Consider the following 26,204-nt stretch of genomic DNA (forward strand, 5'->3'; position numbering starts at 1 on the left):
AGCGAATTATTGGTATTGAATATAGATTGGTTTAGGAGTGAATTTCATCAACTCTGCAGGAGTGTACATTACCCAATTTTTTCTAATGTCATTTTTATAAAACAATTTAAACCCAGTAAATTGAACAGGCTCTCTATAAATATAACTCATGTAGCTGTCTTTTTTTAAGACTTTGTCGCCAAAACCATCCATATCCATTACAATTTGAACCTCAGGTACTGTTTTTATGTCCTTATAATTTTTTACCATTCCTTGCGTAAAACGGTGAACGACCAATATTTTTGGAGTCAGTTTGTTTTTCCTCACGATATTTGCCAAAATAGTAACGGCATCATTGATATCATTAGCATTGAAAGTTCCAATTTTAGAACCTGGGATTTCACCATTTTTCAAAGAAAATTCAGGATCAATTCCTAAATGAACATTAGGCATTGAAAGGTATTTTTCTAATGTTGTCACTTCGTCTTTTACATTGCTATGCCCCACTTGAATATCTAGAAATACCAAAGCATCAATAGGTTTAGCCCAACTTAAAATCGTATCGATTTGTTTAAAAGGCATACGCATTCTGTGTTTGTTGTCTTTTCCGGGTGCGCCTTGTGCAGTGATAGCAATATAATGCAAAGCCGGAATTGTTTTCACTGAAGGATCTACTGCCTGCCATTTGGCTACTTCACCTTGTAGTTTTTTAATCATTTCATTTCTGGGAAGTTCCCCTAAAATCCCCATTCTTTTGGAATATAAATTTCCATAATAGGCAATAATTCTATTGTATGGCAAAAGTGCTCCCGGTAATGGATAAGGGGCTTTAACTGGCCATTTTCCCGTAGTGTCATTATTGCTCAAGGCTAACATTCTTTTATTATAATCAACAGTGTCAATTGTAAGAGCTACTTTTTTGACTAAAGTATCTGGTTTTGCTACTGTTTTTTCTTCTCCGGTTATTGTATCAGCGGCTTTACCGCGATTACAACTGGACACAAAAAATAAAAAGGGAAGTATAAGTAATGCGAGAGCTGGCTTTTTCATAAATAAACGGTGTTTAGTTCCATGCAAATATAAAGTATTTTGAGTGTGGCTTGTCAATTATAATATGACCTAAAGACTCTATTTTTTACATAATTCACGGATTAAGATGTAGAATTTGAGTTGTTTTGATTTTAATAATAATATTATATTGTTATGTAAATTTATTTTAGGTTAAAACGTGTTAAATTCTTTTTTATGCGAAGTACACTGCATAAATTAAATTAAAATGATTAAAAAATAGTTTATTAATAGTTACATTATAGGATTTTTAAAGAATAATTAGTTGTTTTTAAACAGTATTTATATAAATTGCGAATTAGAAATTAATTAAAGTGGTATGTTAGAAATAGATCCAGAACGAGCGCGGTTAAAATTAAGGAAAGATAATAAAGGTTGGAAAAAGTGGGGCCCCTATTTAACAGAAAGACAATGGGGAACAGTTAGGGAAGATTACTCACAGAACGGTGACGCCTGGAATAATATTACCCACGATATGGCGCGATCAAAAGCATATCGATGGGGAGAAGAAGGTATTGGTGGGATTTCTGACAACAAACAACATATTTGTTTTGCATTTGCATTTTGGAATCACAAAGACCATATTTTAAAAGAACGATTTTTTGGTCTGACCGGAAATGAATCGAACCATGGTGAAGATGTTAAAGAATTATATTTCTATCAAGATTCTACGCCCACTCATTCGTATCAAAAAATGCTTTACAAGTATCCTCAAGCTGCTTTTCCTTATGAAAAACTAGTCCACGAAAGCAAAAAACGAACCCGTCTTCAACCAGAATATGAATTACTGGATACAGGTATCTTTGATAAAGATGCTTATTTTGATATTTCTATTGAATATGCAAAAGCCGATGAACAGGATATATTAATTAAAGTTACAGTAGAAAACAGATCAAATGTTGCTGCGCCTTTGACGGTTTTGCCAACTCTTTGGTTTAGGAATACATGGTGTTGGGGATATGAAAAATATAGTCATAAACCAATATTAAACGGTATTGGAAACTCTATTATTGAAGTAAGCCATCGTTTGGTTGGACATTTTAAATTATATGCTGAAAACGCAAAAGAAATTTTATTCTGCGACAATGAAACAAATTTTGAAAGACTATACAATTCTCCTAATCTCACACAATATACCAAAGATGGTATAAATGATTATGTTGTCAATAAACGAAAAGAAGCTGTAAATCCAAATCATATTGGTACAAAAGCTTCGGTAAAATATGACGATATAATTCCTGCCAATGGGAAAAAGGTTTATCGCATGCGGTTTACGAATCAAACTCCGAGTGATGCTTTTGCTGATTTTGATACTATTTTTGAAAAACGACTTCTTGAAGCCGATGAATTCTATGCTAGTCTTCAAAAAGGAATTGAAGAAGAAAAATTAAGGTCTGTGCAACGCCAGGCGTATGCAGGGATGCTTTGGACAAAACAATGGTATTATTATAATGTTTTTGAATGGATAAAAGGAGATCCATCCATGCCAAAACCTGATTTGAACAGAAAGAATGGCCGAAACAGTTCTTGGAAACATTTGTATACTTCGAATATCCTCTCGATGCCGGATAAATGGGAATATCCTTGGTTTGCCGCATGGGATTTAGCATTTCATACATTGCCTTTGGCTCGTCTTGATCCTGATTTTGCAAAAAGACAATTGTCAGTGATCTTGAGGGAATATTACATGCATCCAAATGGTCAAATTCCAGCCTACGAATGGTCATTTTCGGATGTAAATCCTCCAGTGCATGCTTGGGCAACTTGGAAGGTATATGAAATTGACAAGGAAATGAACGGAGGGAAAGGAGACATTGTTTTCTTGGAACGTATTTTCCATAAACTGTTGTTAAATTTCACTTGGTGGGTAAATTTGAAAGACGAAGGAGGAAATAATATTTTTGGGGGCGGATTCCTCGGAATGGATAATATTGGAGTTTTTGACCGTTCAGCAGCCTTGCCAACCGGCGGGCATTTAGAGCAAGCTGATGGAACAGGCTGGATGGCGATGTATAGCTTAAATATGTTGCGTATTGCCTGTGAAATCTCTCTTGAAAACCCTGTATATCAGGATATGGCTTCTAAATTCTTTGAGCACTTTTTGCATATTGCAGGTGCTATGCAGGCTATTGGAGGTGATAAGTTAAATCTTTGGGATGAAGATGACCAGTTTTATTATGACATGCTTCACAAAGAAAATGGTGATGCTGAACTTTTGAAAGTACGTTCGATGGTGGGATTAATTCCTTTATTTGCTGTTGAAGTTTTAAATGCTGATTTGTTAGAAAAACTACCGGATTTTAAACGTCGTGTCGAATGGGTATTGAATAACCGCCCGGATTTAGCAAGTTTAATCTCGAGTTGGTATCATCCAGGAAAAGGTGAAACCCGTTTGCTATCCATTCTTCGTGGGCATCGAATGAAAATGATCATGAAACGAATGTTTGATGAAACAGAGTTTTTATCCGATTTTGGAATTCGTTCGTTGTCCAAATATCATAAAGAGCATCCTTATAAATTTAATTATGAAGGAGGAACGGTGCAAGTAGATTATACACCAGCCGAGGCTACGGGGGATATGTTTGGCGGAAATTCAAACTGGAGAGGTCCTATTTGGTTTCCTATGAATTATTTAATTTTAGACTCTTTAGAAAAATTCTCGAGTTATTATGGCAACGACTATGAAGTTGAATTCCCTACTAACTCAGGGCAAATGATGAATATAAAACAAGCTGCTGAGGGAGTTTCTAAGCGATTATTATCTCTATTTATTCCGGATGAGAACGAGAAAATACCAATGTATGGCGAATACGAGAAGTTTCAAAAAGACCCCGTTTTCAATAAAAATCACTTATTTTTTGAATACTTTGATGGAGATACTGGGAAAGGATTAGGCGCCAATCACCAAACAGGATGGACTGGGCTGATTTCAGAAATTATTAGACAGTTGTATGTGAAATAAGAAATAATGTATTTATTAAAAAAAAGCCCCAAATTGGACATGCCCCAAAAAGTTAGACACTATTTGGGGCATTTTTTATGGAAAGAAAAGTTAAGTATGGTTACACATTTAAACTTGAATGTGTACAGGAGGTTTTAAACGAACATCAGTCTTGTTGTTCCGTTTCAAAGCAAAAGGGATTTTCGAAATCGCAACTACAAAAATGGGTTAGATTGTACAATAACTATGGAGGCAAAGGATTATTGCCATCTAAAAACAGGATCTATTCCATTGATTTTAAAATGAAAGTTTTAAAATCGTTATCAGAAGAACATCTATCTTTAAGTAAAGCATGTTTGTTGTTTAATATTCCATCAGAATCTACTATTGTAAAATGGAAGAAAGATTTTGCTAATTTTGGTATTGAAGGATTAAAACCAAAACTTAAAGGCAGACCAATATCTATGAGTGATTATAAGCGTAAAAAACGTAAATCAGACAAACCTTTAACAAGAGAGGAAGAACTCTTAAAAGAGAACGAAAGACTTCGTTGTGAGAATGAATTGCTAAAAAAGTTACAAGCCTTAATTCAAGCCAGGAGAAATCCCAAGCCATAATGGAGTTAAGGCATAAATTTGATTTAGAATTACTTCTAGATTTAACAAAAATGGCACGTAGTAGTTTTTATTATCATCAAAAGCAGAATAAATTACCTGATAAATACAAAGAAATCAAAGAGTTAATTAAAGCCATTTATCAAAGCCATAAAGGGCGCTATGGTTACAGAAGAATAACCGATGAACTCCAAAATAGAGCAATGATTATCAATCATAAAACAGTTTTTAGATTAATGAAATTACTGGGATTAAAAAGTCTTATTAGATTAAAGAAATATAAATCATATAAAGGCGAACAAGGTAAAATTGCACCAAATGTTCTAAAAAGAAATTTCAAAGCAGTTGCACCAAATCAAAAATGGGCAACCGATATAACCGAGTTTAATGTCTCGGGTCAAAAATTGTATCTATCGCCTATTATTGATTTATTTAATCAAGAAATAATCAGTTACGAACTAACAGAACGCCCAGTGTTTAATCAAGTAGTTATAATGCTCAAAAAAGCATTTAAAAAAATACCTAATAACACTAATCTAACACTGCATTCAGATCAAGGCTGGCAATATCAAATGAAACAATATCAGTATTTGCTGAAAGAAAAAGGAATTGTACAAAGTATGTCAAGAAAAGGAAATTGTTTAGACAATGCTATAATTGAAAACTTCTTTGGAATATTAAAATCTGAACTGTTTTATCTTAAAAAATACACATCATTAGACCAATTAAAAAAGGAAATAAATGAATATATAAAATATTACAATAAAGATAGAATCAAGTCGAATTTAAACAAAATGAGCCCGATACAATATCGAGCTCATTATTATCAAAATTAATTATAAATTTGTCTAAACTTTTGGGTGCAGTCTATAATGATGGTCTTTTTTTGTGCGGTTTAATTACTTACTACTTGATGCTGTATTTTTCAGTTCTGGCATCTTTGATTATCCCTTTCCAGTTTAATCCGAATCCAAAATCATACACATTTCCGGTTGCATCTACATAAGGAGTCATGTCGTGAGGAACGTCTTCCATTTGTTTTTCAACAGTAGACATGTTCAATGGCATTTGTAAAGGCAACAATCCAGAAGGCTCCGTTTTTCCAGAAATAATATCCATTAAGGCTTCTACTTGTACACCAAATTCACCAACGATTGCATCAACCTCTTTCTCGAACTCTCCAAAAACCATTGGGTTAGTAATATTTACCGATACTAAAACCGGTTTTCCATTCATCGCTTTTTTAGTTTCAAGAATCGTATTTAAATCAGGATACGAATTTGATTTAGACGTTTTATTCAAATACGATCTGTTTGTAATCGTTGGATCAACCACAGGGTCTCCGGCAGCAATACTTTGCGCTCTCGCATCTACTGCGGTATACTCTTTTAATTGTAAACTAATTGGCACATAACCATTTCCGCCTGCTTCTCTATCCGCTTTGCTATATCCGCCGCTGATAGGACTTTTGATAAATACGATAGCAAAATCAGCTTTTGTAGGATCATCCGTTACGGTATAATATTTTTTAATCAATTCTAAATTAATAGGATATTCAATTTTTTCAGGAGAAGGTTGACCAAAAAAGTTGATTCCTGCAGGAGTAACTCTTTTCGGGATATAGACGGTCTTTCCTTTTGCAATTGGCAAAGTTTTGTTTTGATTTTTAATCAACACAATAGATTTCAATTGGGTGTCATAACCGGCTTTCATAAATTCAGGTTTACCTACAATTGCTTTGGTTTCATTAACATCTAAATAAGAGTTTTCGAATAATCCGACTCTGAAAATATTCAAAAGTAAACGAACTGCTGATCGCTCAAAACGATTGCGCATAAAACTTTCTCCGTGTTCTTTTACTCCCATTTGGTAGGCTTCAAGTACAGGTTTGATGTCATTATTTCCGCCAAATTGATCCACGCCGGCCATCATAACTTTATAATGTCTTTCGGCGACACTTAATTTTTCAACTCCCCATGATTTTCCGGCAAAGACATCAGGTGTGGCTCCTTCATTTGCAGTTATTAGCCAATCGGTACACACCACTCCGTCATAACCATATTTGTTTCTCAATAAATCAGTAACGATGTACTTGCTAAATCCGTTTCCAACATTCTCACCGTATTTTTTATCCTGATTATAGGAGATAGTGTAATACGGCATAACTGCTGATGCTTTTTTAGTTTTTCCTTTCAATTTAAAAGCGCCTTCTAAAAAGGTTTTTAAATGAGTTTCAAAGTTATTTCCTGGGTACACTGCAAATTTTCCATAGGCGAAATGTCCATCACGACCTCCTTCTTCAGGTCCTCCACTTGGCCAGTGTTTTACCATTGCGTTGACACTTTGATTTCCCCATCCATCATACACATCAATAGATTTGGCTGAGGTTTGAAATCCATCTACATAGGCTCTAGCCATATCTGTGGCTAATTTTGGGTCTTCGCCAAAAGTGCCTACAAAACGATTCCATCTTGGTTCTGTCGCTAAATCAATTTGTGGAGATAAGGCTGTAGTAATTCCTAAAGCCCTATATTCCTTAGCTGCAATAGACCCGAATTTTTCTGTAATAGCTGGGTCAAATGTTGCGGCCAATCCTAATTCCTCAGGCCATTGTGATATGGAACCACCTGATCCTGCATTGTATTCAGAATCTTTATTGGCTCCATTTCTTGGGTCAGAACTATTATTAGATGGGATTCCCATTCCAATTCCTTCCACTAATGCTTGTATGTTGTTATTCCATTCTGCTGCAATTACTGGGCTTTTAACCGAAGTCATTAACACATGACGCAAATTATCATTGGTTAAAAATGCAATTTGCTGATCGGACAAATCCGATGCATTTGCACCACTTTTGGAAAATGGTTTTTCATTATAGGTTCCGGTAAACATTCCTGCTTCCTGGGCTGGAACAGATTGATGTCTACTATACAACATTAATCCGGCCATTTGCGCCACTGTCATTTTACTAGCTAGATCTTTGGCTCGTTCTGCTACCGGCTTTCTCCAATCTTCATAAATATCCAGCTTTCCATTTTTGTTCAAATCTTTAAAAGCTAAACCTCCTACTTGTATTATTTTAACTCCTGATTTGGGTGAATACCCTAATGTTTGGCCTCCTTTATTTTGAACAATAGTGTGAGAGCCTTTAGGAATTTCAGTCCATCTTTTTTGGGCATACGTTTGCGTTCCAACAAGTAAAATTAACGCAGCTAATATTCTTTTTCTTTTCATATTTTGGTTGTTGTATTTGGTCAGTTAATAGATTAATTATAAAGATTAATGTTTTTATATATTATTTTTTACAGTTGTGAATTTTAATGAAATTACTTGCAGTTTGTGCCTAATTCACGAAAACGATTTCAAATATAATAAATAATGTGTCAAATCAACACAATGAAACAAAAATATTTTTTTTGAAAAACGTTCAGAACTAATTAAAAATAAACATTTTAGAATACTTTGTGCAAAATAAAAGTACTGTTTTAAAGAATGCCACAAACAAAAAATCTAGTATTACAAAAAGCAGTTTCAAAAAGGAGTATTTGACAACAAATATTCTGTTAAACTGGTTTTTTAGTTATTTTTACTTCATTTTAATCAACCCAAAATGAATAAATTTTCAGCTTTACTTATCGCATTGATATTGCCCATTTTTCTTTTTGGTCAAGTTAAAAACGTACTGCTATTAAAAGAACTGGATAATGCCGTCAATGAATATGAGTTGTATTTAAATCGAAAAGAGACCGATATAAATAAACTTAAAGGGCTTTTACATTCTACTGCAACAGACCCGAAAAAATTCGAACTTTATGGAAAATTGTATGTTCAGTATAAAGCATACCAGTCCGATTCCGCATTAATATACGCTCGAAAGAGCCTGCTGATTTCTCAAAAATTAAAAAATCCTGACAAAGTTAACGAAGCTAAATTAAACGTTTCCGCGATAATGGGAACATTAGGAATGTACAAGGAATCCCTTGATCTTTTGGAAACAATAAACATCAAATTGACGCCAAATTTAAAGGGAACCTATTATTGGACAAATCGGATTATCTATGGTTATTTGAATGATTATGGCGCTTCCAGTCAAGAAAAAAAGGAATATGGTGCGTTGACGAAAAAATACAGAGATTCGGCAATGCTTTATTTTCCGCCAAAATCCATAGCATTCGGTATTGCCAAATCAGACCAATTATTGGAACATGGGCATGCGAATCAAGCAATAGCATTGCTGCAGGGATTTTTTTCAAAAACAGCAAAACAGGATCCGAACAGAGCCGTTATCGCTTATATTATTTCGGAAGGCTATCGCTTGAAAAAAGACAAAGAACAGGAAGAAAAATGGTTGATTGTCTCTGCAATATCAGATTTACAATTGGTAAAAAAAGAAAATATTTCTTTGCGTAAACTGGCGTTCATCCTATATGAGCAAGGTGATGTAGATAGAGCCTATAAATACACCAAAAGATCATTAGAAGATGCTCTTTTTTGTAATGCCAAATTGAGAACCTATGAAATATCAAAAATGTTACCCATTATCAATGAGGCTTATGAAAATAAAAATGAAACCAATAGAACGCAACTCATCATTTTTCTAATTTGTGCCAGTATCTTATCCTTATTTTTATTAGTCGTTTTGATGCTGCTTTTTAAGCAAATGAAAAAATTAGCAAATGCCCAAAAAGAAATAAGTCTAGCCAATACAAAACTGTCAGTATTGAATAAAGAATTAAACGAAATCAATGAAAGGTTAAATGAAACGAATGCAACCCTTGCCGAAGCGAGTTTGTTGAAAGAAATTTATATTGGCCGCTATATGGATCAATGTTCTGATTACATTGCAAAACAGGAGGAATACAGACGAAAATTGAATGTAATGGCTACTGCAGGAAAAATGAATGAACTTGTAAAAGCAGTGAAGTCCAATACTGCTATTGAGAAGGAATTAAAAGAATTTTATACCAATTTTGACCAAACCTTTTTACAATTATTCCCCAATTTCATTGCTGAGTTTTCGAAATTGTTAGTAGACAAAGAAGTGCTTCACTTGAAACAAAACGAACTTCTAAACACGGAGTTAAGGATTTTTGCGCTCATTCGTTTGGGTATTAAAGACAGTACAAAAATCGCAGAATTTTTAAGGTATTCGGTGTCGACGATTTATAATTATCGTTCTCAAATAAGAAACAAATCAGTAGGGCCAAGGGAAGAATTTGAATCAAAAGTCCTTTTAATTGGATCATCCGACAAAAAATAAAACCCATTACCTTATTCGTACTTGTTGAAAAGCAGTCTTTATTGCATTTTTATTTTATAAATGCACCACTTTTTTTAATGACAAATTATTTTTAAGTTGCTTATTTTCAATCATTTGTAAAAAATATAATTTACTTTTTTTTTACCTGTAAAATTTTAAGCAGGGAAAGAATCTACTTTTACTATATCAAAGTTTTTGAAATATAAGGCATTACTAAAACGTGTCTAATAAATCGATTTCGTTGAAAAAACCATTAACTAAAAAATTTAAAATGAAAGTAGCATTATCAAAGGGAATGGCCATTGCATTATTTTGCTTTGGATTAGCCTCAACAAACCCAACTGTAGCACAAGAAAAAAAGCCGACAGTTGACCGAAAATGGTGGAAGGAAGCCGTTGTATATCAAATTTATCCCAGAAGTTTCAAAGATACTGATGGAGATGGCGTAGGAGATTTGAAAGGGATTATTCAAAAATTAGATTATATCAAAAGTTTAGGAATAGATGTGGTTTGGTTGAATCCAATTTACGGTTCTCCAAATGCAGATAACGGATATGACATTTCGGATTATCAATCTATTATGAAAGAATTTGGAACCATGGAAGATTTTGATGCGTTATTGAAAGGAATGCATGAAAGAGGTTTGAAATTAGTAATGGATTTAGTTGTCAATCACAGTTCAGATGAGCATAAATGGTTTCAGGAAAGCCGTAAATCCCGAGACAATCCATACCGAGATTATTACCATTGGTGGCCAGCCGAAAAAGGAAAACCCGCTTTTCGCCCAGGTGCTTTTGAAGCAGATGGAAGTGGTTGGAGATATGACAAACAAACGGATTCGTATTATTTACATTACTTCAGCTATAAGCAACCTGATTTGAATTGGGAAAACCCAAAATTGCGTCAGGAAATTTATAGCATGATGAATTGGTGGTTCCAAAAAGGGATTGATGGATTCCGTATGGACGTGATTCCATTTATCGCAAAAGACACGACTTTTCCGGTGATTACTCAAGCTGATTTAGATAAAAACTACCAAGGGCGTTGGGATATTTTTATGGCCAGCGGACCTCATTTGCACGATTATTTGAAAGAAATGAATAAAGAAGTTTTGAGTAAATATGATGTAATGGCATTAGCAGAAGGTGCTGGAATGACACTGAAATCAGCTCATGATTTTGTGGATGCCGATAGAAAAGAATTGGATATGGGGTATCATTTTGAAGGAACTAACTTAGGGTACATTCCGGGTTATTTCAAAAAAATGAATCCAAATTGGAGTTTAATTGATTTCAAAAAAATCTATTCTGACTGGGATGCAGTTTACGACCAAAAAGGATGGGGAACCATTTATTTAGGGAACCACGATCAACCCAGAATGACTTCTCGTTGGGGAAATGACGCACCAGAATTCAGAGCCGTTTCATCAAAAATGTTAACCACTTTTTTACTTTCGATGAAAGGAACGCCTTATTATTATAATGGAGATGAAATAGGAATGGTGAATGCCAAATTCAATAAAATTGAAGATTATAGAGACATCGAAACGATTGCAGAATATGAAAAAGTAAAAATTGCCGGCGGTGATTTAAAACAATTCATCGAAGATCAAAAAACCGGTGGAGCCAGAGACAACGGAAGAACTCCTTTCCAATGGGATAGCTCTAAAAATGGAGGGTTTTCAACAGCGGAACCGTGGTTAAAAGTAAATGACAATCACACTGTTTTGAATGCAGCGGCTCAAGAAAAAGACCCGAATTCAGTATTGAATTACTTTAGAAGAATGACCAAACTTCGCAAATCGAAACCCGTTTTAGTTTATGGAAAATACACTCTTTTAGACAAAAACAATCCAAATGTGTATGCGTACACCAGAGAATTAGATGGTAAAAAAGTGTTAGTGTTATTAAATTTTTCTGCTAAAAATGCTATTGCAAATACAGGAATTAACTTAAAAAACGCAAAAATTTTAATTGATAATTATGCGACACTATCAAAAAAAGCTACTCTAAGACCTTATGAGGCTCTTGTATTAGAGTTGAAATAACCATTGAAATTATACAAAACTTTTACACATAGTAAGGGTTTTGTTTTCTTAAAAAAATGAATGTTTAAGTGTAACGGCTTTAAACTCTAACCATTATTTTTATAATCAAAGCAGAAAGGTCTCAAGCGACACCTTTCTGCTTTATTCATTAATTTATACCAACAACAAAATCAAAGTTAACACTACACCGGCAGCAGTGAAGTATAATCCTTTTTTGAATATTGATGTTTTGGGCATGAACATCCAGAAAGAAGATATCACAAAAAATAAAAGCGATAAGCCAAAAAAGACATTTAAAAAAAATAAGGGATCTCCAGACCTTGCTTTATGTAGTTGAGTCATTTTTTCGATAGCAGCAGGAAGTTCTTTTGTTTTATAATCAGCTACTCCAGTTTTTTTATTGTATGTTCCATCCTTAAAATAAACAACATCGCCTTCTTCACGATCCGCTTTAAAACCACGAATTTCTAACATTCGTCCTAAATCCTCTCCACTGGCATTGGGCTTAACTTTTTTAACTACTTGTTTTTCTTCTTTCAGAAAACCAGAGTCTCTAAAAATTAATATAATTCCACTTAAGGCATAAACAGCCATAATTCCAGCAAGGAAAAAGCCTAAATAACGATGAACGATACGCATTGTTGTACTAAGAGTTTGTTTTTTTGACATACTTAAACAGGTTTTTTTTTTAAAGTATTAATTGATTTTATGTTAATTGTTAATAAAAATAGTGGGCTGATAAAAGAAATATCGCGACAACTTTATAATTATAGAAACGTTTGACAAAAAAAGAATTAAAAGGTTTAATCCTTTGGAGTAATTTTTTTAAATAATTTTGTTATCCTACAAAAAGATCTTTTATCGTCAATCTGATAAAAACGTTTATTGGATTCAAAAACTAAAATTTGGGCAATAAATAGTCTTTTCAAGATTTATTTCTTGAATTTTTTTTACCAGTAATTTCACACAGATTGACAGCGACCCAATTCCTTTAACAGTTACACATCTATTGCATCATAAACCACTACCTTTTCCCATAAATGAGAACAGTTTTTTACAAAAGCCTGATGAATTGGATGATCCTGGTATACTTTTTGTCCGGCTGCATCATCAAAAAACATGAGTTCCGAAACACTCCAAGAGGTGTCTACTACTTCGCGTTTCTCGGTAGAAGCCAAAACGCCCACATGAATTTGACGAATAGTTGGTATTGCCGCTAAGGTTTTTAAACCGGAAATTAATTGCTGTTTGTCAGCTTCTGATTGTGGGTTCTTTAACCAAAAAAACACATGGTGCAATAAGGGTTTTTTCTTGGGGCGCATTGCAAAGCCCATAATACCTGCAACTCCAAATAAAGCTGCAGCACCAATAAATTTTCTACGTATCATAAATTAATTTTAAAAGGTAAATATCGAAATTTAAAAAATAAAAAGAGAGAAAAACAGCTCCTTTATTTGTTTGAACAACTCCGTACAGACCGATTAATCCCCTAATTAGAGTATTCCTGTAGAATGTTTAAAAAGTCCTGCATATAAAAAAGGTTTCAAGATACTATTCCTGAAACCTTTTTGAGTTTTAATATATTTCTATTATCTTATTTCATTGCAGGCATACTACCTCCCTGATTGTTTTGATCTCCTTCTTTAAGGTCATCATTATTGATGCCTTTCTTTTTAGCGCCAGTGAAATTCATTGAACCAAAATTATAGCTGAATGTAATTCCAAAAGAACGGATTGGAAATTTAAAAGTACTGCTTTGGCTGAAGCCTTGTCCACTTGAATTCTGTTTGAATTCTAAATCCTTTTTGAATGGCGATACCATGTTAACTCCTAATGATGCTGCTTTGTTCCAAAATTGTTTTTTTACTCCAAACACCATTAAATTAAAAGCTGGAGTGGTGCCTTGCAATGTTTTCTTAGAAGAATTTTGGATTATAAATGCTTCAGCTGAAATGTCCTTTTTTAATTGAAGTGTCCCACTCACGAATGCAGAATATTGAATTGTTGTACTATTAGTGGATTGTTCCAAGTTGTATAATCCAGTTGGATCTGGTTTGTATGTAAAGGCATTAAAGTTTCCGCGTAAAGTCAGTATTTTAAAAGGGTTTACAGAACCGAAAAAACTCATTCCAAATGATTTATTGTTACCAATATTTTGATAATTGGTGATTGTTCCTGTCTCATCTGATAAAGGTGTTGCAATACCTTCAATTAAGTCTGATGTATATTTATAATACGCCGAAATATTCAGAGTGCGCTTTTGAGAAAATGTGGAGAATCCTAATTCTACGGTTTGAGACACTTCAGGATCAAGCGTTGGGTTCCCTTGTGTTTGTGCTTGAATATTTGATTTATTGATAAATGGGTTCAAGTAAGTAAAGCTTGGTCTTGAAATACGTTTGCTATAGGTCAGTTTTAAAGAAGACGATTGAGATAATGCTTTTTGTAATGTAAAACTTGGAATAAATGTCCCGTAGTCAATTTTGAATGGACTTAAATCGGTTTGTAGCGCATTTGTAGGGTCTCCTTTGATAGCTGTGTTTTCAAAACGAGCGCCTGCCATTACAGTAAAACCTTTGGGTAAAGTTACTGTTCCTACTGTATAAACGGATGCAACATCTTGGTTGTAATTGTATAAATTAGAGCTGATTGGGTCAAAAACAAACGCATTTTGTGCATCAGGAACATAATTTTGGAAATCACTCGAAATCTTTCTGATGATTGTTTTACCACCGGCTTCCAGTTTAAATTTTTCAGTTACCGGTAAGGTATAATCCAATTGAAGCGTGTATTCATTATTCGTTCCGTCATTATTTGCTTTTTGATTGGTATAAAAACCAGAATAAATATTTTGGTAATCGGTATTGACTAAACTATGGCTCCATTGCGATGAGAAAGTAAGTTCGTGTCCTGCCTTTGCAAATTTATGACTATAATTAAGGTTCCAGTCAAACCCTCCAAAGGAGTTTTTCGCACTACTTTGTCCAGTATAATTGCTACTGTTCGCGTTATTCAGATAATCAGTAAATTGATTTTCACTTGTTCCGCTTCGCTCAAATCCTCCATCATTATATCTAAAAGTTGTACTCAAACTATTGAAACTATTAAAATCATAACCCGCAGTGACTGATGCTACAATACCTTTACGCTGTACCTCATTACTCCCTTTACTTGTTTGTAAGCTTTTGGCATTACTGTTGTTTAAAATTTGATTCGACTCGGAAGCGGACTCTTGTGGCCAGCCATTGTTGAATCCAATATTTGCCGAAAGGCTGAAACGGTTTTTATTGTAATTAACATTTGCATTAAAGTTATTTTGTCTCGTACCAATACCACCACTTACAGAGCCACTTACTCCTGAAGTACTTTTTTGTTTGGTAATAATGTTAATAATTCCTGCTGATCCTTCGGCATCATATTTTGCAGATGGTGAAGTAACCACTTCGATATTTTTAATTTGGTCAGCGGGTATTGTTTTCAATACATCAGCAAGGTTAGCTGATGTAGCTCCTGATGGTTTTCCGTTGATTAATACGCGTACATTTGCGTCTCCACGGATCGATACATTTCCATTGATATCTACATTTACCATAGGCACTTTTTGCAATACGTCAGTAGCATTACCACCAGTTGCTGTCAAGTCTTTTTCTACGTTGTAAACAATTTTATCAATCTTGTTAGTCACTTGTTGTGTTTTCCCTACCACTACAACTTCTTTTAACGTATTAGTTTCAGGACTTAAAACTACTTTTCCAATCTCAAGATCCAACTTTGCATTTGTTGTAATTATGGATTTAATAGTTTTGTCATTGTAGCCAATAAAAGAAATGGTAACGGTATATGTACCAGGTTCAACTTCATTCAACTTGAAATTTCCGGTAGCATCGGTTAAAACACCCGTCGCAGGTTTAGCTGAGTTAATTTTATAAAGACTTACTGAAGCATAATCAACTGGTGCTTTAGTTATAGAATCGATTACGGTACCAGAAATTTTTCCTTTTAAGCTATTCGTTCCGGTAAAATTTTGCGATTTTACTGTTAAAACAGAAAAAAGTAATACAGTGAGAAGGATAATTTTTTTCATTTTAAGATATTTTAAGTTCCAAAACCATTAGAATTTTTATACAAATTCGTTTGGATTACGGTACAAAGCAACATCTTAATAGGAATAAATGCCAACACATTCGATAGAGAGGCGGAGAACGTCGACGGAATTTTAACAATTCAAATTTTTAAGCCCAATCTTGGAAAAATTTCATAAAATTATCTTTGTATTGGTCGGTAACCGCAATGGTAATTTTGTCAATTTGGACGGAGTTTTTTGTAGCGGACTTTATTTTATCCAGTGACACAATATAGGATCTGTGGATTCGCATAAATTTATTTTCGGGAAGCTTTTCTTCCAGCGATTTCATACTGGTCAGTGACAATAAAGGTTTGTCTTCGCTTAGGCGGAATACTTTTACATAATCTTTCATGCTTTCTATATAAATGATGTCATCTACAGCAATTCTAACAAGCTGATATTCAAATTTCAGATAAATATAAGCTACTTCATTTTCAGGAATTTGCGGACTGTATTTTCGTATTTCCTGCTCCGGGTTTCGTATTAAATCAAAATAGCCCAGCGCCTTTGCAACTGATTTACTGAAATCAACAAAACTAAAAGGTTTTAGGAGATAATCAAGTGCATCTACCTTGTAACCATCAAGCGCATACTGGTCAAAAGCGGTTGTAAATATGATTCTTAAATTCCCCTTTATACGATATTGTTCTACAATCTTTGCCAGTTCAATTCCGTTTATGTCCGGCATTCGAATATCAAGAAAAATTAGGTCAATCTCCTGTTCATGAATTGCTTTTAATGCTTCGATAGCATTCGAAAACTGCCCTACTAATGATAAGGACGGCATTTGTTCTATATAAGAAACCAGAATCTGTAGCGCCAGCGGTTCATCATCAACCGCAATACATTTTAATATCATGAGATTTGTAATTTTAAGATTACCGAATATTCCATTTGAAGAATATCTTTCGTAGTAGTTAATTCGTATTTGCCCGGATAAATCAGATCGAGTCTTCTGCGGGTATTGATTAAACCAATTCCGTTACTTTCTTCTTTACTTAGGGTTTGATTTTCAAAAATAGAATTACGGACTTCAATTTGTATAAATTTTTCGGACTGCTCAATTCCAATATAAATATAGCTTGGATAAATGCCGCTGATTCCGTGTTTATAGGCATTTTCGATAAAAGGTAAAAACAACATTGGTGCTACTTCTACTTCCTTCATATTTTTACGTTTTTCAAATATTACCTGTACTTTATCCGTAATTCTCAGCTCCATGAGTTTTAGATAATCCTCTACAAAACCTATTTCTTTACTTAGCGTTGTCAGATTGTTTTTGGTGTCATAAAGTACATAGCGCATCATGTGTGACAAAGTATAGATCGCTTCCCGTGCCGGGTGATTTTCAGTACCCGCCAAGGCATAAATACTGTTCAGGATATTAAAAAAAAAGTGAGGATTGATTTGAGATTTAAGAAATGACAGTTCCGAAGTCACTTTTTCCTTTTCAAGATTTTGCCGCATTTGTGTTTCAGCTTGCAGTTTTTTGGCAACGCTTATTACGGTGCTGGCACCTACTAATAACAAGGTTATTATGATTTCGCTTAAATTTGAAATCAAAGCACCATGCATGTTGTCTTTTTTAGAAATTTTAAAATGCTGATTTAAAATAGCATCAAGGTTTATGAGTGAGTTGAAAGTATCGCTAATATATAGCACTGCTACGATAAGAATACATATTGCAATAAAGAAAAAACCATTTTTGCCTTGAAATAAAAGGGTAGGTATAATTATTTTGTAGGTGAGATAAAAAACGATAATCCATATTACATACATAAACATTTGTTTTATCCAAAATTCTATTGGAAAACTAATATTCATATACAGAGGCATACTTTGGACTATTAGTAGTCCAAAAAAGAGTAACGCTTTTGAAAAAATCGATATGTCTTTAACTGAAAATGGTTTCATCATGTATAAATTAAAAATAAATATACGTAATAAATGATATCCTAAAATTAGAATCGACAGTTTCCCATAGAATGTCGATAGACAGACCTAGTTCCTCTTAGAAAAATGAAAAGTATTGTGATTAATTCATGAATCGCGCCAGAGGTATAAATAAAAAGAGTTTCAAGATTAACATCCTGAAACTCTTTATCGAAGTTGCTTTGTTGAAGAAAATCGAAAGTTAAGTACTCAAATACATTGTGCGATATTTAATAAAAAACGGCAGGATTGTTTAAAAAGCATAGGTTAGTGTTGCATTCCAAACGAAGTCCTTACTCGCCTTGATATTAGTATCAATCACTTTATTGCAGAATGCTGAAAATGAGAAAGGATTATCGATTTTTGATATTGTTAACGTAGCAGACGAATAAAAACCATCGGCATCATTCATTCGAAGGTAATACAATTGTGGACTGATCTTCATTCTTAAATTATTAGATACTTCAATATTTGAGATGCCACTATTTACTGTAACAAAATGCGTGTTATTAATAGTTCCTATATCAAAACCATGAGAATATAAATAATACATTCCCAAAGTTACGTCTTTAGAAATGCGGTAAGTAGGTACCACCTCTGTAGCCAGATATCTTTGAGTCACAATATAGTCGTTTGTAATACCGTCCTTAGTTAAAGGGATTGTTTTAAATAGAAATGCAGGATGAGCGCCAATATTCAATGAAAATTTATCACTTTTATAGGCCTTATATCGTCCCCAAAAAACAAATGACCACGGCTTACCTTCTAATGAAAATCGAAATTCAGGCTCAAAAGTCAGCCTGCTTGTTCCAAGCGAGAGATTAATTATTGCTGCAGGTTTTCCTAAGCTAAAAGTAGGTATGATAGAAATGCCATTATTAGTAACACTAATTGAGCCTTTAAGCTTAATAGCATCCTTTGTTTCGTTTTTTGTATTGTTTGATTCTTGCGAAAAAAGAACCGATGTATTTATGAAAACGGCTATTAATAAAAAAATTTTAATTGTATTTTTTTTCATATTAATTACTTGAAATTATTTCAATAACACATTTATTTAAAACGTGTTGGGTTTATTTAAATGCAAAGAATAAAACAGGTATAGTTTTGAAATGAATTTCAAAACTATACCTGTAATTATCAAAGAATTGAGGTGCTTCCTGACGGTTGTATTGTTTTCGATTCTAAATCAGTTTGCATTTAGGATTCAATAAAAGTTCAACTGCCGTAAAGTATAATCCTTTTTTAATAAGGGTGTTTTCGGCAAGATCACCTAAAAAGAAGATATTTAAAAAGAGCAACGAATCTCCTGATCTTGCTTTATGAAAATGCATCTTTTTTTTCGATTACCGCTGAAAGCGTTTCTATTTTTGGAATGCTTTTTTATTGATCCATTGTCTTACAGGCACATCATATAATTTTAAGCAAGCATAAGCAAGTACAACACAAGATAATAAAGTCAATATACTCATAGGATATGCTTCACTGAACGGGATTTTATTATCTACTGCCCATGCGGTATAGATGTATATTATTGGATAATGCGTAATGTATATTGGGTAAGAAATATCGCCAAAAAATTTACATACCCTTGAAGAAAATTTACTTGTAATCTCTCCGCTAGCTGCCAAGAAAATTATTAAAGGGAAAAACAAAATTACAGTTGCAGAATCATAAATACCATTCCACCAAATATGCTCACTTCCGCCAATTCTTGGCATAGCTAAAGCCATTATAACTAGTAAACTGCACCAAAAAAAAGCATTTTTTACCTTAATTAATTTTCCCATACGAAAAAGCAATACTCCCGCAAAAAAAGGAAACATCATTCGAGTAAAACCAATATGTATATGTTCAGCATTTAGCGACCAGCCTCCTACAAGATATCCATTAGGACTTGTTACTGCAAGATGAATTAATGCACATCCGGAAAGAAAGACGAGTATTGAAAGCGCTGTTTTTGAAAATTTTCTAACAAAAAGCGCATAGAGAATATTGGCAATATATTCATAAAACAATGACCAGCCGGGTCCGTTAAGCGGATGCATTTCTGCCCAACCACGAATGTCCAAAGAGAGTGGAACAGGAATCAGCGTAAATCCAATAACCATTACCAAAAGCATTTTCCAAACAGGAACTTCATGTATGGCAGGCCATAAGGTTACTGAATCTTGGAAATAAAACAATAATGCACCTATAATCATTCCCATAATGACCATTGGTTGAAGTCGAATCAATCTTCTTTTAAAAAAATTCCCAATTGACATTCTATCCCATCGATCGTCATAAGCGTAGCTAATAACAAAGCCGGAAAGTAAAAAGAAAAAATCAACTGCAAGATAGCCGTGGTTTATTTTTTGATCCAGATAACTAGTCGCATGGGCCTCAAAAATGTGAAAAGCAACCACCATAAGTGCTGCTACACCACGCAAACCGTCAAGTATTGGATAATGGGGTTTTGAATTTATAGTATTGTTATTCATATATTTTAATTTTTATTTTGTGGAATATGTAATTTAATATTTCGAAGACAAAAAATAGTTCTGCTCCTTTTATAAACAAACCTATTCCTTATCAATTTGAAATAATTGCAAGGGCTAAAATCGCACTTAAGTTAAGTTTTAAAAGCCTAATATTGCTATCAGGCTTTTAAAGCTTTGCTTCTTTAGTGAAGCTCAATCATGAATTGAATGCAGAAATTAGTGCTTCAAATCAGAAAATTGAGTGTCTGCAGCAAATGCAGCATTTGTTTTTTCCACCACTAATTCTTTTGCTAAAGAAAATTTAGCAGTTTGTTTAATGTTTAATGACGATGTTCCAATGGCTACTTTGTAAGAACCTGCTTCAGCAATCCAAGCATTTTTAGCGGTAACAAATGAAGCTAAATTTTTAGGATTTAGTGTCAAAGTAATAGTTTGACTTTCTCCCGGTTGCAATAAATTTGTTTTTGCAAAAGCTTTCAACTCTGAACTTGGTTTGTCAGTGTTTTTGGCTGGAGCCGAAAGATATAATTCTACCACTTCTTTTCCAGCTGTTTTCCCAGTGTTTTTTACGGTTACTGTTGCAGTAATTTTATTGGCAAAAGTCGTAGCACTTAATTTCAAATTAGCCACATCAAAGCTTGTATACGATAATCCGTAACCAAATTCGTAAGATGGTTTTACGTTAAACGTGTTGTAATAACGGTATCCAACATAAACTCCTTCTTCGTACGTTACACTTGTAGGGTTTTCAGCAGGCGTTCCAATCCAGTTTTTGAATGAAGGCGTATCAGCATAATTAACGGGGAAAGTCATGGTTAATTTTCCAGATGGAGTTACTTTTCCAGTGAAAACATCGGCTACAGAATTTCCGCCTTCTTGACCTGGTTGCCACGGCAAAAGAATTGCATCTACTTTATCTTTCCAACTAGCGGTTTCAATCACTCCGCCAATATTCAATACAACAACTACTTTTTTTCCTTTGGCATGAAAGGCTTGGGAAACAGTGTTAATTAAAGCTATTTCGTCAGTGGCCAAATTGAAGTCGGCATCTACTTTTCTATCATCTCCTTCTCCAGCATTTCTACCTATTGTAATCAGGGCAACTTCAGATGAATTGGCTTTGTTTTCAATAATTTCCTTGTTCAATTCTAGTTCTTCAATACGTTTTGGAGAAGCCATTAATCCGCCATTTTTTTCACGACGCTCTAACTCTTTTGCTTTTTGATCTGCTGTATACGGTTTGTACAATCCCTCTAGATCTTTATCAATTGAAAATCCTGAATTCGTTAATCCGTCAATTAATGAAACAGTGTACGCTTCATTTACATCACCACTTCCAGTTCCTCCTGAAATAAAATCATACGAAGTCACTCCAAAAACGGCCAATGGAGTAGCTTTAGAAGAAAACGGCAAAGTATTATTGTCATTTTTTAATAGAATAGTTCCTTCGGCGGCTGCTTGTCTTGTTACTTCAGCATTAGCTTTTAAATTTGGTTTCCCCGAATAGTTGTAATTGTTCATAGAAGGAGATCTCATTACTAATTCTAAAACTCGAGTTAAATCGGTATTTACAACTGCTGCAGATAATTTTCCACTTTTCATGTTGTCTAAAATAGCTTGTTTTTGAGTTGGCATTCCTGGCATCAGTAAATCATTTCCAGCAGCTAATTGTGCGGTAACATTACTTACTGCATTTGGAGAAAAAGGAGAATTTGCTCCACCAAATCCATCATAACCACCAAACCAATCCGTCATCACTAAACCTTTAAATCCCCATTCATTTCTTAAAACTGTCGTTAATAAATCTTTTCTTTGCGAAGTATAAGATCCATTAATTAAGTTATAGGATGACATAATAGTCCAAGGCTGTGCTTCTTTTACAGATATTTCAAAACCTCTTAAATAAATTTCACGTAAGGCTCTTTCGCTAATATGAGCATTTACTCCCATACGGTTGCGCTCTTGATTATTAGCTGCAAAATGTTTAACCGAAGTTCCAACTCCATTAGATTGAATACCATTTACGATTGCTGCCGATATTTTACCAGTAAGTAATGGATCTTCTGAATAATACTCGAAGTTTCTTCCGCACAATGGATTTCTATGAATGTTCATTCCTGGTCCTAATAAAACATCTACACCATATTCTTTTACTTCGTTACCCATTGCTTTTCCAACACTGTTGATTAATTCTGTATTCCAAGTGGATGCCAATGCGGTTCCAACAGGAAATGCGGTTGCATAATAGAAGTTTGGGTCATTATTTCTTTTTGGATTAATTCTCAAACCAGCAGGACCATCAGAGACAACGACTGTTGGAATTCCTAATCGTTTTAAATCATAAGTTCCTCCTGCAGCTCCAGGTACTTTTCCTTGAAAACCTTCTGTTGTGAATTTAAAAGTATTTAGATCAAACCCAGGCATTCCAATTCCAATAAGCATGCTTGCTTTTTCATCATCGGTCATTTTGCTAATCAAATCCTGAATTCTATCATTCATCGGAAGACGGTAATCTTCATATTTATCTAGTCTTCCGTTTTGGTTTAAATCAGAAAACGTTAACCCGTCAACAGTAATTATGGGTTTGCCAGGTGAATCTTTAATTTCAGGATTTTTATTCCAAGAAATCCCAGAAAGCACTAATGTTGAAAGAAGTGATATTTTCGCAATTTTCGAAAAAGATATTTTTTTCATAAGGTTTTTTAGGTAGTAATTAATATTGCTTCATAATGAAGCAATATTAATTATATTTTTTAATATTTGCAAAAAAGAAGTGAAAATTTTCATTATTGGTTTTTTATAAAAGAAATTACTTATAATAATTTAATTTATGTTAGAATTTTTAACAATTTGCTTTAAGAAAATAATAATGAAAAAATCAGTTCAATCTTGGGGAATGTATATCTCAAATTTGTCCTATGATTTCTTTCCATAGGATTGTATGGTCAATAGATTTTCAATAGTTAATTTAGCTATTGATAATCTTTCGGATGTTTTATTAATGGGAATCTATCGATGAATTGCCAGAATTTATGATGGACTATAAAAGTATTTTTAAAAAACACCAAAAGGCATTGAGTACGTTTTGAACCGAGTTACCCTCATCTCAGTCGCCCGCCATAATTAAAACGGGAAAATTGGACCGTGCCCGATAATTCAGCTATAACAAGTCTCGATTTGCTAAAACACCTCTTTTAACCGATTCGGTTCTGGCATTAAGGTGCGTTGTTATACCTAAAATTCCGAATCCATTTCATCGCTTGATTGAAGTTAAAATTAAAATCCGTTAATCCGGGATATAAAACACCCGCGCCTATCACAATCATTTTTTTAGCTTTATCAGGATACATTGAGCCAAATTTATAAGCGGTATATCCTCCATCACTAAATCCAAGAATCATTACTTTTTCTGTAGTTACTTCACGGATTACTGCCAATACATCATTTGCTCTTTGTTCTAATGTCAATGGTTCGATTCCGATTTCCTACCATGCCCACGAGTAGAAACTGCTAGTACCTGAAAACATAGGGTAAGGTTGCCTTTGGTTTTTGCCATTTCAGCGGTTGAACTAAACAATCCACCATGTAGTATTACAATGGGTTGTCCTTTGCCATATACTTCATAATAAATTTTGACATCTTTTGATTGTACATAATGTCCCGCCTGTGAATTATTACCATAGGGAATGGTGTTTCATTTGTTCGTCTCTGCTTTGCATGAAATGACGCAACGGTTTTTGCGCAAACGTATTACAACAAAAAACTACAAATATTAAAAAACGTTAGTATTGATTTTTTCATTTTATAGATAAATTAAAATAGTTTTTCTGCGGGAGGAGTAGCACCTACTAATCTTAAATAAACCATTGTTTGTGCTCTATGATGGTTTTGATGTTCAAAACACTTGTTTAACACTTGCTCTTTACTCATGTCAAATTTATCAAAAAGCTTTTCCCAGATAGTTTTCTGTTTTTTGTGATTGACAGTAGAAAACGCCTTTGGCAAACTTTGATTTTATTAGAGTTTATAGTTTTTTAAGTGTTGTAAAACGACATATTTTCTAATTGTTTTTTAACTCATTTAGAATAACTAAAAGATTGTGTAACTGCCAGACAATCAAAACATAAATTCATGTTGTGTTTTAAATGTGTAAAAAACAAATACCTCCTTAAAAATTAATTAACGAAAAAGACTCTTAGCAAAAGTTCAAATTAGTTTGAAGATATATATTTGGCAGATGGAATTTACATAATTATAAATCTAAAAATAAATTCAAAAAACAGGTAGGGTAATTTTATTTTTAAATGTTTTAAAAGGAAAGAATGTGATTTTGAAATATTTTTAACCTTTAATTTTAATAAAATGAAAACCCAACAAAAAACCCTAATTGCCTTTGCATTTTCTTTTATAATGTTTAGCTGTACTAATAATGAACCTGGTTCATCTAGTTCAGCAGTTAGTGCTGTTGCTTTAACCTATGAAGTGGTAGCAGCATCAGTTTTACCAACCACAATTACTTCTTATATCACATCTAAATATGCAGGAGCTACTACAACCCAAGTGAATTTGAATTCAGACGGAACTTATGTGGCTTATGTAACGCTGCCAGCTGGAACTACTCTTAAATCGAGTAATACAGCAAAAACATCTAGCGTTATGGCTAAATTAAATTTTACTGCCAAAGGAACGCTGGAGTCTGTAAAAACTGAAACTACAGTTGCTATTGCTGATTTATTGCCTGCAATAACTACATACATTACCACAAATTATGCTGGGGCAACTATAAAAGAAGCTCATTTAGAATCTGATGGTGGTTTTGATGTGTTCATCACTGCTGCAGATGGAAACAAAATCAAATTGAATTTTGATGTTGCTGGTACATTTGTGTCTGAAAGAGTATTTAAGGCTAATGGAAATCATAAACACAAACATGATACCAATCAAGTACCAGTAGCTATTGCTGATTTAGTTTCCAAAATAAAAATATATATTGAATCAAATTATACAGGAGCTACAATTACTTCTGCTCATAAAGAGTCAGATGCTACTTTTGATGTATTCATTACCACTGCTACAGGAGCTCATTTGAATCTGAATTTTAGTGCTGCTGGCGAATTCCTTTCAGTAAGTTCTAACGGGAGTAATCATTCTAATAGCGAAACTCAAGTTGCAGTAGCGAACCTATTGGCGAGTATTACTACATATATCACTACAAATTATGCGAATGCCACAATTACATCTGCAGAGAAAGATTGGAACGGTGGTTTCGAAGTGCATCTTACTACTGCTGCAGGAGTTCGATTAGAATTGAATTTTACTGGTACAGGTGAATTTGTAGTAGGTTCTGATGCTAACAATAATCATTCTGCATCAATGGTTTCGGTTATTGTAACAGATTTAATTGCCAATATAAAAGAGTATATAACTACAAATTATGTTGGGGCTACTATAAAAGAAGCTCATTTAGAATCTGATGGAAGTTATGATGTTACAATTAGTACTGCAACAGGAACTAAACTAAAATTGAATTTCACAGCTACAGGTGTATTTGTTAATGTAGTAAATAATTAAAAGAAAAAATCTCTTTTAAAATATATTAAAAAAAGACCATCAGTACGCTGATGGTCTTTTTTGTTGTTCTTATTTAAGTTTACAATTGGCTCAATTAGCACTTGTTAAGAATACTAAAACCACTTCAATTACGAAGTGGTTTTAGTTATACTATTTTGTATAAAAAGGGATTCCAAACAGGAAAAT

The 26,204-nt window shown here is 33.7% G+C and carries 17 protein-coding genes; 5 read left to right on the forward strand and 12 right to left on the reverse strand.

All coding sequences use genetic code 11. From position 1 onward, the window contains the following. Positions 1–6 precede the first annotated feature (6 nt). A complete protein-coding gene (locus tag T410_RS04630; protein ID WP_035669047.1) occupies positions 7–1,029 on the reverse strand; it encodes a hypothetical protein in 1,023 nt (340 codons plus the stop codon). A gap of 337 nt (positions 1,030–1,366) precedes the next feature. Here T410_RS04630 and T410_RS04635 point away from each other — a divergent pair, with 337 nt between their 5' ends. Beyond that, on the forward strand, positions 1,367–4,009 hold the full coding sequence (locus T410_RS04635; RefSeq protein ID WP_035669049.1) for a glucosidase: 2,643 nt from the start codon (positions 1,367–1,369) through the stop codon (positions 4,007–4,009). A gap of 77 nt (positions 4,010–4,086) precedes the next feature. Next, positions 4,087–5,438 (forward strand): IS3 family transposase gene (locus T410_RS16675; protein WP_369793010.1). Its coding sequence is split into 2 segments (ribosomal slippage): positions 4,087–4,549 and positions 4,549–5,438, totalling 1,353 coding nucleotides; the frame shifts between segments, so codons are not numbered across the junction. Positions 5,439–5,508: 70 nt separating this feature from the next. Here the strand turns inward: T410_RS16675 and T410_RS04650 are convergent. Further along, on the reverse strand, positions 5,509–7,836 hold the full coding sequence (locus T410_RS04650) for a glycoside hydrolase family 3 N-terminal domain-containing protein (protein WP_035669050.1): 2,328 nt from the start codon (positions 7,834–7,836) through the stop codon (positions 5,509–5,511). 376 nt (positions 7,837–8,212) lie between these two features. Here T410_RS04650 and T410_RS04655 point away from each other — a divergent pair, with 376 nt between their 5' ends. Together T410_RS04655 and T410_RS04660 are read left to right on the forward strand one after the other, a co-directional pair. Continuing rightward, positions 8,213–9,862, forward strand: a complete 1,650-nt coding sequence (locus tag T410_RS04655; RefSeq protein ID WP_035669052.1) for a DUF6377 domain-containing protein — start codon at positions 8,213–8,215, stop codon at positions 9,860–9,862. Positions 9,863–10,133: 271 nt separating this feature from the next. Continuing rightward, the gene (locus T410_RS04660) at positions 10,134–11,909 is read left to right on the forward strand and encodes an alpha-glucosidase (protein ID WP_081897867.1); all 1,776 of its coding nucleotides are present in this window, start codon (positions 10,134–10,136) and stop codon (positions 11,907–11,909) included. Positions 11,910–12,062: 153 nt separating this feature from the next. On the opposite strand, the gene T410_RS04665 is transcribed toward T410_RS04660, so the two are convergent. From T410_RS04665 to T410_RS17300, 10 genes are all read right to left on the reverse strand, one after another. Beyond that, the gene (locus T410_RS04665; protein ID WP_035669053.1) at positions 12,063–12,578 is read right to left on the reverse strand and encodes a PepSY domain-containing protein; all 516 of its coding nucleotides are present in this window, start codon (positions 12,576–12,578) and stop codon (positions 12,063–12,065) included. 329 nt (positions 12,579–12,907) lie between these two features. Beyond that, positions 12,908–13,297 (reverse strand): Dabb family protein, encoded by a 390-nt coding sequence (locus T410_RS04670; protein ID WP_035669055.1) that lies wholly within the window; start codon positions 13,295–13,297, stop codon positions 12,908–12,910. Between the two features lie 206 nt (positions 13,298–13,503). After that, positions 13,504–15,993 carry a TonB-dependent receptor domain-containing protein gene (locus T410_RS04675; protein WP_035669057.1) on the reverse strand — a complete coding sequence of 830 codons (2,490 nt, stop codon included), beginning with the start codon at positions 15,991–15,993 and terminating at the stop codon, positions 13,504–13,506. 148 nt (positions 15,994–16,141) lie between these two features. Beyond that, a complete protein-coding gene (locus T410_RS04680; protein ID WP_035669058.1) occupies positions 16,142–16,894 on the reverse strand; it encodes a LytTR family DNA-binding domain-containing protein in 753 nt (250 codons plus the stop codon). Then, complete coding sequence (locus T410_RS04685; RefSeq protein WP_193743722.1) at positions 16,891–17,814, reverse strand: sensor histidine kinase; 924 nt, start codon at positions 17,812–17,814, stop codon at positions 16,891–16,893. Before T410_RS04685 ends, T410_RS04680 begins: the two co-directional genes overlap by 4 nt. Before the next feature lie 406 nt (positions 17,815–18,220). After that, entirely contained in the window at positions 18,221–18,985 is a 765-nt protein-coding gene (locus tag T410_RS04690) for a hypothetical protein (protein WP_035674097.1), read from the reverse strand. A 343-nt stretch (positions 18,986–19,328) separates the two neighbouring features. Beyond that, entirely contained in the window at positions 19,329–20,447 is a 1,119-nt protein-coding gene (locus tag T410_RS04695) for an acyltransferase (protein ID WP_035669062.1), read from the reverse strand. Positions 20,448–20,663: 216 nt separating this feature from the next. Then, positions 20,664–23,141, reverse strand: coding sequence for a glycoside hydrolase family 3 N-terminal domain-containing protein (locus T410_RS04700; RefSeq protein WP_081897804.1), 2,478 nt, complete (start codon positions 23,139–23,141; stop codon positions 20,664–20,666). Between the two features lie 521 nt (positions 23,142–23,662). Next, complete coding sequence (locus tag T410_RS16425) at positions 23,663–23,914, reverse strand: alpha/beta fold hydrolase (RefSeq protein WP_051929351.1); 252 nt, start codon at positions 23,912–23,914, stop codon at positions 23,663–23,665. Positions 23,915–24,260: 346 nt separating this feature from the next. Next, positions 24,261–24,452: a DinB family protein gene (locus T410_RS17300; protein WP_035669063.1), complete on the reverse strand. Its 192-nt coding sequence runs from the start codon at positions 24,450–24,452 to the stop codon at positions 24,261–24,263. 357 nt (positions 24,453–24,809) lie between these two features. Here T410_RS17300 and T410_RS04715 point away from each other — a divergent pair, with 357 nt between their 5' ends. Beyond that, positions 24,810–26,018, forward strand: coding sequence for a PepSY-like domain-containing protein (locus T410_RS04715; protein ID WP_035669065.1), 1,209 nt, complete (start codon positions 24,810–24,812; stop codon positions 26,016–26,018). Positions 26,019–26,204 lie beyond the last annotated feature (186 nt).

It is taken from the genome of Flavobacterium sp. 83, assembly GCF_000744835.1.
Lineage (GTDB): Bacteria > Bacteroidota > Bacteroidia > Flavobacteriales > Flavobacteriaceae > Flavobacterium.

Bases quoted from the DNA above. Each gene is read 5' to 3' on its own strand.
- T410_RS04630 (WP_035669047.1), bottom strand. From the start codon at position 1,029: ATGAAAAAGCCAGCTCTCGCATTACTTATACTTCCCTTTTTATTTTTT.
- T410_RS04715 (WP_035669065.1), top strand. From the start codon at position 24,810: ATGAAAACCCAACAAAAAACCCTAATTGCCTTTGCATTTTCTTTTATA.
- T410_RS04670 (WP_035669055.1), bottom strand. From the start codon at position 13,297: ATGATACGTAGAAAATTTATTGGTGCTGCAGCTTTATTTGGAGTTGCA.
- T410_RS04690 (WP_035674097.1), bottom strand. From the start codon at position 18,985: ATGAAAAAAAATACAATTAAAATTTTTTTATTAATAGCCGTTTTCATA.
- T410_RS04685 (WP_193743722.1), bottom strand. From the start codon at position 17,814: ATGTATGTAATATGGATTATCGTTTTTTATCTCACCTACAAAATAATT.
- T410_RS04660 (WP_081897867.1), top strand. From the start codon at position 10,134: ATGAAAGTAGCATTATCAAAGGGAATGGCCATTGCATTATTTTGCTTT.
- T410_RS04665 (WP_035669053.1), bottom strand. From the start codon at position 12,578: ATGTCAAAAAAACAAACTCTTAGTACAACAATGCGTATCGTTCATCGT.
- T410_RS04700 (WP_081897804.1), bottom strand. From the start codon at position 23,141: ATGAAAAAAATATCTTTTTCGAAAATTGCGAAAATATCACTTCTTTCA.
- T410_RS04675 (WP_035669057.1), bottom strand. From the start codon at position 15,993: ATGAAAAAAATTATCCTTCTCACTGTATTACTTTTTTCTGTTTTAACA.
- T410_RS04650 (WP_035669050.1), bottom strand. From the start codon at position 7,836: ATGAAAAGAAAAAGAATATTAGCTGCGTTAATTTTACTTGTTGGAACG.
- T410_RS04635 (WP_035669049.1), top strand. From the start codon at position 1,367: ATGTTAGAAATAGATCCAGAACGAGCGCGGTTAAAATTAAGGAAAGAT.
- T410_RS04695 (WP_035669062.1), bottom strand. From the start codon at position 20,447: ATGAATAACAATACTATAAATTCAAAACCCCATTATCCAATACTTGAC.
- T410_RS04680 (WP_035669058.1), bottom strand. From the start codon at position 16,894: ATGATATTAAAATGTATTGCGGTTGATGATGAACCGCTGGCGCTACAG.
- T410_RS04655 (WP_035669052.1), top strand. From the start codon at position 8,213: ATGAATAAATTTTCAGCTTTACTTATCGCATTGATATTGCCCATTTTT.